Here is a 10,709-nt window from a genome sequence, read left to right as displayed (position 1 = left end):
ATGTGAAATATCTTGATTATTACTCAACAACTCAATCAAATAAAAAACTAAGAAATACTAAAACTTAAAATACCATCATCAATTTTTCTTAGTTTTAATCATTCACTATCATTAATAATAAAGGAAACTCTGGTTAACCCAGAATTTCCGGTGGCACAAGGATGTGTCACCAACTTCAAGAACGGCAAGTAATTGAAATTGTGCAGAAATTGGAAATCGCATTTTCAATTTCTGTACTCTGATTAAATCATGGATGAGTTAATCAGAGATTCCTAAATAGAATATTCTTACACTCTTAAATCACCGATATTACTCAGAGCCATCTACCTTTTTAAATTAGAATACTTATGAAATAGAAATATTTATACATTGAAAATAATTGGTAAAAATAAATACTTTCAACCATTCTTTGCACGCAATTAACGCTCTAAGTATTCTCTATCCGGAAACCAGAAAAATACCCCTCCCTACTAACACTATAGTTTATACCTCGTGTGTCCCTTATCGATTATAATTCTGTCGATTTTGTCTATTTTACGTTTGCCCCCCTTAATAACGTACCTTGGGCTTGTTTTTAAGAATTTGGAAATGCACTGATTAAGAAGAGTTATGCTTATGGAACTAGGCAGTTTATTAACCCGGATTTTAGCGGTTTTTTTGATATACCTCGGTTTCGCACACACAACTGTGTTGGCATCAAACCTTGCGGACTATGGACGACTACCCACCAATCGCTCTATGTCAATCTCTCCCGACGGCTCGTTAGTCGCCTGGATCAGAGAGGCCAACGGCACAACTAACCTCGTTGTAGTGGATGTGCAAACATTAAAACCCGTACGTGTCGTTAATGTTGGTGATGGCGCCAAGTTGCGATCTCTTCAATTTGGCTCTAACCGCTATATCATCACGCGTTTTAGTGAAACCACACGGGTGCACTCTTACGTAGGCCGTTTCGAAAATTCTGCTGCCTATGCAATTGATATAAAAACCGGTGAAACAGTTTTATTACTCGATAAAACTCCCGGCTTGTATCCTGCCCAAGCATCTTTGGGTAATGTTATTGCGGTAAATTCAAAGGAAGAAGTTGCCTACATGGCCGCTTATGATGATTCTTCTAACGCTCGTTATAACATCTATCGTGTTAATTTACGCAACGGCAAGGGTAAGCTGCACAAAAAAGGCAACGCCTCTACATTTGCTTGGCACATGAACAAAAATGGCGAAGTACTAGCTCGCGAAGATTTTGACGATAAAAATAATATTTACACAGTAAATGCGTACACAAGTGGCAATAATACAAAAGAAATTTATCGACACGAGACCGATATCGTTAGCTTAGATATTGTCGGTATTTCTGCAAATAATAATGAGCTGTATATATTAAGTCATGATGATAACTTTATCGAAGCGCTTTCTATTCTGCCCTTAAAAGATGGCGTAGAAAAAGACCCTATTTTCCAAACCAGCAACAGCAATATTACGCAGATAATTACCTTTAAAAACGAATTGGTTGGTGTGCGTTATTCAGGCGTTCGCCCTAGTTATCAGTTTTTATCTGAACATACGCAGGCTGCGATGGATCGTGTAATAGCGACATTTCCAGAGCAGTCGGTTTTTCTGTTGGATATTGACGAATCCGGCAATACCTTTGTGCTCTCGGTATCGGGCAGCAATTCACCGGATGATTTGTATTTATTTGATACGCAAAATATAAAGCTTAAAAAACTGGGTAGTCGCTATGAGTCTATCTCGGCGAATTCGGTCGCTGATGTTTCGAGCTTTGCGTACAAAGCACAAGACGGAACCGAACTAAACGCTATTGCTACGTGGCCCTTAGGTTCCTCTCCCGAAGACAGAAAAAACCTACCTACACTTATATTCCCCCACGGCGGTCCGGCGAGTTACAGTTCCATTCAATTTGATTGGTGGGCGCAATATTTTGCGAGCCTTGGTTATTTGGTTATAGAACCGAACTTTAGAGGATCTTCTGGATTTGGCAGAGCCTTTACGGAAGCAGGCAGAGGTAAATGGGGTAGAGAAATGCAGACCGATGTTACCGATGCGTTCGATTACCTTGTGGGTTTAAACATAGCCAACCCGAATAAAACCTGCATTATGGGTGCGTCTTATGGTGGCTATGTTGCGCTCTTAGCCGGTGGTATTACACCCGATAAATTCAGTTGTGTTATTGCCGTTAACGGCGTTACGGATCTTCCTAAAATGCTTACCCAAGAGCGTCGTGAATCGGGCAGTGACAGTTGGGTGCTGGATTACTGGCGAGGCATTATTGGCGATAACGAATTCAATAAAGTCGATTTCGAGAACATTTCACCCATTACACATGCGAAAGCGTTTAAAGCGCCGACTTTGATTATCTACAGTAAAAACGACACGGTAGTTTCACCAACGCAATCGCGGAATATGATTTCGAAATTAAAATCTGCCGATAAAAATATACACTCGGCGGTTTTATCGGGTGAAGATCATTGGCTTTCGGTAAGCGATACGAGACAGCAAATGCTTACCGAAATTGATGGATTTCTAAAAACCTACAATCCCATCAATTAAATGATGAAGCGAAAAAAAGCGGCCTTGGGCCGCTTTTTTTTATTATTGGCAACTGCCAGCTTGGAAATAACCAGGACTCGGTTCGGATACAACCACATTATTTGGCCAGGCAACGGCATAACCCAGTTGCTCGCCAGAACCAACCGTACAGACCAACGCACCACTGTTACAGTAAGCGGCTCTGCCTGCGACAAGGTGATCGTAATTACTGCTCACGAATTCTTGGCAATCAAAGGTAGGCTGGCTACTAACCACCACGGTGCGCGTTTGTGTATCTTGGCTACCGTCGGAGAAATCCACCGAGTAGCTGATGGTGTAGGTGCCTGCGGTACAGGTATCAAACTGATTGCCAGAAACGGCTACCAAATTGGTGACATCACCCAACGTTGCATCGGTTGCGCTAAAGCCGGGTTCATCGTAAAGGTCACAGGCTCCCAGCTCAACTTGGCTTGGCGAATTCAATGTTAATGAGTTAACGCCTACCGGAGGCTCTCTGCCAACACGGCGATTATTCGCAAATAAGAACGCGGTTAAATGAGCAGGATAATTAATGGACGTGTTATCCATATAAGTACTTACTCCAGAACCACCTCCAGCGGGCCATGCGTGCGCTAACCCCTGCACAATAACCTTAGAAACACGTTCACCATTTGCGTCGCTGTGTGTGGTTTCAACACCGTCGAGAGATATTCCGGGAATAACTTCGCTACCACTGTCGGCGGTTGCCCCGTAAACACTGGCAAAGCCGTTTGCGTTTACGTCAGCGTAGCCGGGCGCAGCAATAAAATCACTACTACCCCAAACAATAGACATAATTTGGGTATCTAAGAATGAGCTGTTCGAACCCGCTAAAGATAAGCACGTATTACGCATTTCTTGAGCGGTGGTTGCCACAAAAGACGCTTCAGAGGATGAAGTTCCCACAGCAGGTCCCGCGGAATTACCTAATCCGGCAAACACATCTGGCGCAAGACAAGCCATAACATTGACCATACCGCCGCCGGATGATAATCCCGAAAAATAGACTTGGTCGGAATCGATGTTTAATGCACTTCGGGATTTTAAGGTAGAGACTAACGATAAAATATTATCGTTGTGGCGATTGGTGCGCGTATGGTTTGAATCGTAATAGTCCCAACAACCAAAAATTAATACGCCACCGTTGGGTGCATTGGGCACAGCCACGACCATGCCGTATTCTTCTGCGGTGGCTTCCCAGTTACTTTGATCACGGAATTCGGTATTAGTAGCCCCCTGTTGGGTACAACCTCCGGTGGAAATCATCAATGCGCGCTTGCCATTAAGTACCGGCGCACTTGAAGGTGTGTAAATAGAAACGGGCATTTGCGCGATGGTTTCTGTGGTCCAACTTCCGGCAAAAGCCATTTGTGAGACCGCAACAGCCACGGCACCTAACGCCAAGGTAGGTAGTAATTTTTTCATAGCATTCTCTCAGTAAACAGAAATAATGCTTTAAGATTTAATTTTATTATTAGTTAGATACTGCTACTTTCCATTTCTACATTGAATCTCAAAGCGACAGGTTTGGATTAAAAAATCACAAACGATTTGGAGAGGTGTAAATTTTATTATTGTATTATGCTGAAAAAAGGTACAAAAACTCACGTTATTTGTGAGCTTTCGGCAACACAGCAATGTGTCACCGATGTTAATTATTGTTTTGCAATTAACTCACTAAAACATAAACCAGAATGATTTCGATAAAAATTAAAGGAAGCTTTGATTAATCCAGAATTTCCTAAAGATAATCTCAAAAAAATTAGACATTACATTTTTTATGTCTGATTCTATCCTCTGATCACATCAGTTATGAGTTGATCAGAGGGTTTTAACGGTGAATTATAACGCTTTAGATAAGGTCGATTGGAAGCATAAATCGCGAAAGAAGTCATCTAACGCCGCTATAGATTCAAGTTCATTAAGCATGGGCGTATGACCCCGTTGTTTTATTTCACAATATTGCATGCAGTGATGTTTGTTACGCATTTTATTCACGCATTGTATATCCAATATATCGGAGTGCGCGCCGCGAATGACCAAAAGCGGTACATCTAGCATATTGTCAAATTGCGGCCATAAATCAGCTTGTTTTGGCGAATCGTCTTTATCACTAATCCATTGCGCTATTTTTATATCGTAAGCAAAAGTTATCTCGCCAGACTCGCTTTCATTCATTAAGCCTTTAGTAAAGCTTAACCACTGCGCATCGGTCATGCCGGGTAATTCCGAACCATGTACCGATCTTACGCTTGCTACAGCGTCTGCCCAGCTGTGAAATACTGAAGCTTTGCCAACATAACTTTTTATGCGATCAACACCAATGGGATTTATTTCTGGGCCAATATCATTTAACACAATGCCTTTTATTAAACCTGGCGCCAAGTTGGACAAAATCATTGAGACTAACCCACCCAATGAAGTACCCACTAAGATCACATCGTTTATATTAAGGTAATGTATTAATTGTAGAATATCTTGTGCGTAGGTTAATGGATTATAGTTTATAACATTATCGTCGTATTGAGATTTGCCGCGACCTCTAAGGTCAACAGCAATAACTCGATATTCGGTGCTGAAATAATCACAAAAGTCCAAATAGTCTTTAGAATTACGAGTTAGCCCAGGAATACATATTATGGTTTGTCGAGCACTGACATTATAATCGCGCGCATATAATTTCAATCCATCGTTACTGGTGTAATCGATATCAATACATTTTTTCATAACAGTTCCAAGTCGACACAACACTCTGCTCTTACATTTTCGACAAGACATACCAACAATGGTGTATTTACACGAGCAATATGGTTGCGGTATTTATAGTTGTTTTTATACATTCGGCATGCGATGCATTTGCCAAAAATTAAATCACGTAAAGTGTGCTTTAAAGACCAAAAATAATAATTATTTACCGCTGAAAAAAGTCAGGAATATTTGCAAGATCAACTAATTTCAACCAGGCGAACAATAATACAAATTCAATGAAAAAAATCGCGGTCAAAAAAGGGGGATATTAACCCCCCAAGCACACCTCTCAAACCGATTGCAATGACTAAGTAATTACAAACGGTAATTTACGTTTAAAGATACCGTTCTTGGATTTCCGTAGTAACCGATAATTGAGTTTTCTAAACCTAAACCAATAAAGTTGTAACCGCCAACACGATACTCTTCATCACTCAAGTTTTTACCGTGTAGACCAACCGACCAATGGTCATCGTTACTGTTCCAGACGATACTGGCATCCCAAAGGTTGTAACCTTTTTGGTCAACCAAAGATTCTACCTGCGGGAAAATACGTGTGGCACTGCGGTATGAGGTTCCTAAATTTAAACTTAAAGTACCTGAAGTATCTAAATCGTGGAAATAATTTAACGCTAAATACGTTGTCCACTCTGGCGTAAACGAGAATTCCCAAAAATCGGATACATCTACAGGACCATCGGGACCTTCGGTAATCACTTCGGTAAATTCTGCGTTGGTGTAACCCGCAGAGCCAATTAAGCTCAACCCACCGTAAATTTGTGCGGTAACTTCTAACTCACCACCGTTAACGCGCGCTTTACCGGCGTTAACCACCTCACTCACAAAGGTGTCGCCTGAAGAGGTTGCCGACTGTACGGTGGTTTGCAGATCATCGTAATCGGTGTAGTAGGCTGCGGCGTTAACACGTAAACGTCCATCAAAGAATTCTGACTTCACGCCAACTTCATAGGTATCAACAATTTCTGGGTCGTAACCATTTACGGTGTCTGGGTTTAGACGAGCGTTACCTCGCATGTCGAAACCACCACTTTTAAAGCCGTGACTGTACGACACGTAACCCAAAATATTGTCATTGAAATGGTAATCTACGCTTAATCGTGGCGAGAATTCATTCCAGGTATCGTCATTACTGTAATCGGTGTTAATTCCGAGAATAAATAAGTCGGCACCGCCTAAACGCTCTGAACGACCATCGGCAAATAATGTTGCGTTATAAACGGTAGCGTCTTTTTGATCGACCGTGTAGCGCGCACCGAGAGTTACCGATAGATTATCGCTCACGTCGTAGGTTAAATGAGTGTAGGCTGCATAGCTGGTGGTATCGACAGAACCTGCTGTAATCGCATCAAAATTACCAACAACGTTAGAGCCGTCACCGAATAAATCTGGATTATCAAAAGCGCCTAGCAATACATCGAAGGCGCCAGATGCGGTACCGTCGTAGTAATAAAGTCCACCAACCAAATGCAGACGATCGGTATCGTAATTTATTTGAAATTCTTGAGTAAATTGGTCGTCATCATATTCTGCGGGAACGTGTAACGACGCAAAAGAAGTATTATCGAAATCGATATTGGTTTGGGTTTCACCTTCGCGATAACCGGTAATAGATTTTAAGGTAACACTATCACTTACATCCCACTCAACGGTTACCGAAGCACCCGAGCTTTCGACGTTATTATCGGTATCTAAATCAGCGAAACTATCGTACACGCTACTTGGAATGGGTTCGTCGGGTACGAGTAAACTTGGTGTTAGACGAGATCCGCCTTTTGCGTTTGAATCATCATCGGTAAAGTCTGCGGCAACTCGAATTAAGACAGTTTCGCTCGGTGTAATTTCAACGCTAACACGCCCGGCAAGAATATCTTTATTGTAATTTTCATCGCCATTTAATAAGAATTCACCAAAACCATCGCGTTTTAAGCTTGCCAAACTGGCACCAACAATTACGCGATCATCAATTAAAGGCAGTTGACCGGCAATAACAATATCGCGCTGATCGTAACTACCAATGGTGCTGCTTACGCTAAATTCAGGATCACCGGTTAATCGTTTGGTGACGTATTTAACGGCACCACCGATGGTGTTTTTACCGTAGAGAGTTCCTTGAGGACCACGCAACACTTCAATTCGCTCAACGTCGTAAACGTCTAACACACCGGCTTGAGGACGGGCGAAATAAATATCGTCAACATAAAGTCCTACACCGGGCTCAAAACCCCACAATGGATCTTCTTGCCCAACGCCGCGAATAAACGCAGTTAAGGTTGAGTTAGTACCGCGGCTGGTTTGCAAGGTTGTGTTGGGAGAGACTTTTTGCAGTTCGGTGATATCCAAAATACCGGTTTTTTCGAGCACGTTAGAATCAAACGCCGTTACCGATACAGGAACATCTTGTATAGATTGTTCACGTTTTTGAGCCGTTACCACAACCTCTTCTAAAATCGATTGCGCATTAACGGGCATTGCTAACAAAGAGATATGTGCACCAATAGCAGCAGCAATAGATAACGGCAATAATTTTTTTGATTTGCGAGCGATTGCTGTAGTTGGCTCAGGATTTGAGGTAATGATTGTCATAGCTGTACCTATTTATTATTAGTGTTTTGGGTAAGCCAATAAAGATACGATCTGTATAAACAGACTTTGTTGGGTGCGAATAAAAATGCAATCAACAATGATAATTTAGGGAAATATATCGGTCTGTTTTATCTTTTTGGCTTTAATGCCATTAGAGAGTTTTAGTGCAACTGAATATTATTATTAAAATGTAAACCAGTTTTTAGATATTTAGCGTAGAGAGCTTTTTGTTTTTATTATTAATGCATCAACTGAATTAAACGATGAGTTATTGAGACCAAAGATGCTAATGAAGCCTTGGAGTCGAACTTTAAGAATCTATCTTTAAGAATCCGACTTTAAGAATCTAACTCACCGCTTAATTTCATCGTTTGTTGAATTGATTTTAAGGTTATTCAACAAACGATGAAAAATCAAGTATCACTTACTAATTTTTTTTCGGATTTTAATTCTGGGCTTTTGTAACGAACCCACACTAAACCTGTGCAGCCAAAACCAAGCGCTACAAATATCGCAATGGTTGCCGATACCGCGGGGTTTTGCACGCCCAAGAACAGATTAAGAATTAAATGCAGACTCAAGCCTAAAACTGCCGGGATACCTACCACCCAAATGGGAAGTTTATCTTTAACTAAAACCCCAAATAAGATGGGAACAGCCGAGGCAGCGGCTAAGCCATAAACGCCTTTTTGGGCGAATAAACCAATCAAAGCCGGAGGATTCCACGCGAGTGCGGCGGAGAAAACACCGACACCAATCAATACATAACGTGACATTTGCAAGCCATGGTTATGGTTACCAGTAACGGGCATAACAATGTCTTTTACGACCATAGCAGAAAGTGATACCAAGATGCCGTCAAGTGTACTCATACCAGCTGCAAGCAAGGTAATAAACACAAAGGTCAGCAGATATTTACCGCCAGCGGACTCAGAAAACTCCGCTAGCAAATATTCACGTACCACCAGATCTTGTCGTTCGATTTCTAAGCCAGAGAGGCGGGCGTAAAAACCTATAGCAAGCATCAGCGAGAAACAAAATCCTACAACAACCGTGGTACCAATAAATTTCTTAATATCACGTTCGCTCTTAAGATAGAGCACTTTCGTCAAAATATGCGGTTGCAGCATTAACGCAAAGGTAATAATAAAACCGCTAACAAAGACCGAGAAGAAACTAAAATAGAGATCGCTGTCTGGATTGTATACCGCGCTAAAATTGTCACCCACCGACTTCAGTGAAGCCATGATTCCGCCATCGAAATAGTGGAAACCATCAACGAATAGAGCGAGGGCAATAATTAACATCATAATGCCTTGCAGTGTATTCGTATAAGCGTGGGCGTAGGTACCACCCATAAGCACATAAGAGAATACAAATACCAAGATTATGATCAATGCGACTTTTTGATCAACCGGGAATAATCCCGTCATCAAATAGCTACAACCTACTAAGATTAATACCACGAAGGTAACCGAGAGCAGATTAATAAACGCGAAAAATAAACTCAGCTTTCTGTTTTGAAAACGGTGGTAAATCCAGTCGGGTATCGTCAACGCATTATTACTGGCACCCAATCGCAGAAAGCCGCGACTGAGCACAACAAATGCAGTCAAAATACCCAGCGACGCCGCTACACCATAATGTAAGAATGCCGATACACCATGAATATAAACAAAGCCGGGATTGATCACAAAGGTAGCGGTTGATGCGACAGACGCAGCAAGGGTGACACCCACTAAATAGGGGCTCATATCCTTGTTACCGATCGAAAAACCTTGAATATCTCGGGTTCGGCGCATACCGATCCAAGACAGTGCATAAATTACAACAACGTAAAAACCACAGAGAAGGTACTTAAAAATCTCAGGAGTCATTATTATTATCACCTAGTTGATTTTTTTTACACTATATTCAACACTTGTTGAATAGGCAAGCGAAAAACATGAAACCTGATAAATTTCGCTTTTAGACACCTCAATAAGGAAACGCCTGATGACTGAACCGGCAACGCAAAACAATAAAGAAATCAATAAAAAAGAACGGATTCTTGACTCGGCAGAAGCGCTATTTGCGCAACATGGCTACGACGGCGTTACCATTCGCCAGATTGCGAAATTGGCCGAAGTTGACGTTGCACTGGCCAATTACCACTTTGGTAAAAACTCGACCTCTTCCACGCCGTATTTGATCGCCGTGCACAACAGCTCAGCGACCAGCGCCACAAACTCTTAGCCGCCCAACAGTCGTCCATGCAAACTCTAGAACAAGTGATTGAGGCGTTCTTAATGCCATTGAAAATGGCTCAGCAAACCGAAGATCCGGGTTGGCGTAATTACTTGGCATTGCTTGCCTACGTAATGACATCGCCAGTGTGGAATAAAATTATGATGAGCAAATTCTTCGACAAACGCGTTGTCGAATTTATTGCAGCCTTGAAGGATATTTTTCCAAATGCCAGCGAAGACAAGATCCACTGGTGTTATCACTACATGTCGGGCGCACTGGCATTAACTCTCGCACAAACCGGCCGGATCGATAGAATCTCAAACGGTAAATGCCAGTCTACCGATTTTGATACCGCCTACGAATTAATGGTGCCATTTATGGCCGCGGCGTTTAGAAAAGTATGTGATTAAATTTTTACGCCGACCTAACTGGTCGGCATAAAATTACACAGTGATAAAAATACACCATAGGAAACTCTGATTAACCAGAGTTTCTCGCGACACAAGGATGTGTCGCCAATTTCAAGAACGGTAAGTGATTGA

7 protein-coding genes are annotated in these 10,709 nt (G+C 41.8%); 3 read left to right on the top strand and 4 right to left on the bottom strand.

The window, feature by feature from the left end:
• Nucleotides 1–615: 615 nt before the first annotated feature.
• A complete protein-coding gene (locus tag ACYQ2C_RS13810; protein WP_460115698.1) occupies nucleotides 616–2,568 on the top strand; it encodes a S9 family peptidase in 1,953 nt (650 codons plus the stop codon).
• 42 nt (nucleotides 2,569–2,610) lie between these two features.
• On the opposite strand, the gene ACYQ2C_RS13805 is transcribed toward ACYQ2C_RS13810, so the two are convergent.
• The 4 genes from ACYQ2C_RS13805 to ACYQ2C_RS13790 form a co-directional block, all read right to left on the bottom strand.
• Nucleotides 2,611–4,011 carry an extracellular catalytic domain type 1 short-chain-length polyhydroxyalkanoate depolymerase gene (locus ACYQ2C_RS13805; protein ID WP_460103687.1) on the bottom strand — a complete coding sequence of 467 codons (1,401 nt, stop codon included), beginning with the start codon at nucleotides 4,009–4,011 and terminating at the stop codon, nucleotides 2,611–2,613.
• A gap of 417 nt (nucleotides 4,012–4,428) precedes the next feature.
• Nucleotides 4,429–5,313, bottom strand: coding sequence for an alpha/beta fold hydrolase (locus ACYQ2C_RS13800; RefSeq protein WP_460103690.1), 885 nt, complete (start codon nucleotides 5,311–5,313; stop codon nucleotides 4,429–4,431).
• 336 nt (nucleotides 5,314–5,649) lie between these two features.
• A complete protein-coding gene (locus ACYQ2C_RS13795; RefSeq protein ID WP_460047372.1) occupies nucleotides 5,650–7,938 on the bottom strand; it encodes a TonB-dependent receptor in 2,289 nt (762 codons plus the stop codon).
• A 413-nt stretch (nucleotides 7,939–8,351) separates the two neighbouring features.
• Complete coding sequence (locus ACYQ2C_RS13790) at nucleotides 8,352–9,815, bottom strand: sodium:solute symporter family transporter (RefSeq protein ID WP_460103694.1); 1,464 nt, start codon at nucleotides 9,813–9,815, stop codon at nucleotides 8,352–8,354.
• 118 nt (nucleotides 9,816–9,933) lie between these two features.
• Here ACYQ2C_RS13790 and ACYQ2C_RS13785 point away from each other — a divergent pair, with 118 nt between their 5' ends.
• Together ACYQ2C_RS13785 and ACYQ2C_RS13780 are read left to right on the top strand one after the other, a co-directional pair.
• Complete coding sequence (locus ACYQ2C_RS13785) at nucleotides 9,934–10,173, top strand: TetR/AcrR family transcriptional regulator (RefSeq protein WP_460103697.1); 240 nt, start codon at nucleotides 9,934–9,936, stop codon at nucleotides 10,171–10,173.
• Nucleotides 10,174–10,190: 17 nt separating this feature from the next.
• The gene (locus ACYQ2C_RS13780) at nucleotides 10,191–10,577 is read left to right on the top strand and encodes a hypothetical protein (protein ID WP_460103700.1); all 387 of its coding nucleotides are present in this window, start codon (nucleotides 10,191–10,193) and stop codon (nucleotides 10,575–10,577) included.
• Nucleotides 10,578–10,709 lie beyond the last annotated feature (132 nt).

The organism is Sessilibacter sp. MAH3 (assembly GCF_054658275.1).
The sequence above is the reverse complement of the archived record's forward strand: the minus strand, read 5'-3'. Positions and strand labels throughout refer to the sequence as shown.

Excerpts from the sequence above, each read along its gene's own strand:
- ACYQ2C_RS13810 (WP_460115698.1), top strand. The coding sequence starts at position 616 with ATGGAACTAGGCAGTTTATTAACCCGGATTTTAGCGGTTTTTTTGATA.
- ACYQ2C_RS13805 (WP_460103687.1), bottom strand. The coding sequence starts at position 4,011 with ATGAAAAAATTACTACCTACCTTGGCGTTAGGTGCCGTGGCTGTTGCG.
- ACYQ2C_RS13800 (WP_460103690.1), bottom strand. The coding sequence starts at position 5,313 with ATGAAAAAATGTATTGATATCGATTACACCAGTAACGATGGATTGAAA.
- ACYQ2C_RS13795 (WP_460047372.1), bottom strand. The coding sequence starts at position 7,938 with ATGACAATCATTACCTCAAATCCTGAGCCAACTACAGCAATCGCTCGC.
- ACYQ2C_RS13790 (WP_460103694.1), bottom strand. The coding sequence starts at position 9,815 with ATGACTCCTGAGATTTTTAAGTACCTTCTCTGTGGTTTTTACGTTGTT.
- ACYQ2C_RS13785 (WP_460103697.1), top strand. The coding sequence starts at position 9,934 with ATGACTGAACCGGCAACGCAAAACAATAAAGAAATCAATAAAAAAGAA.
- ACYQ2C_RS13780 (WP_460103700.1), top strand. The coding sequence starts at position 10,191 with ATGCAAACTCTAGAACAAGTGATTGAGGCGTTCTTAATGCCATTGAAA.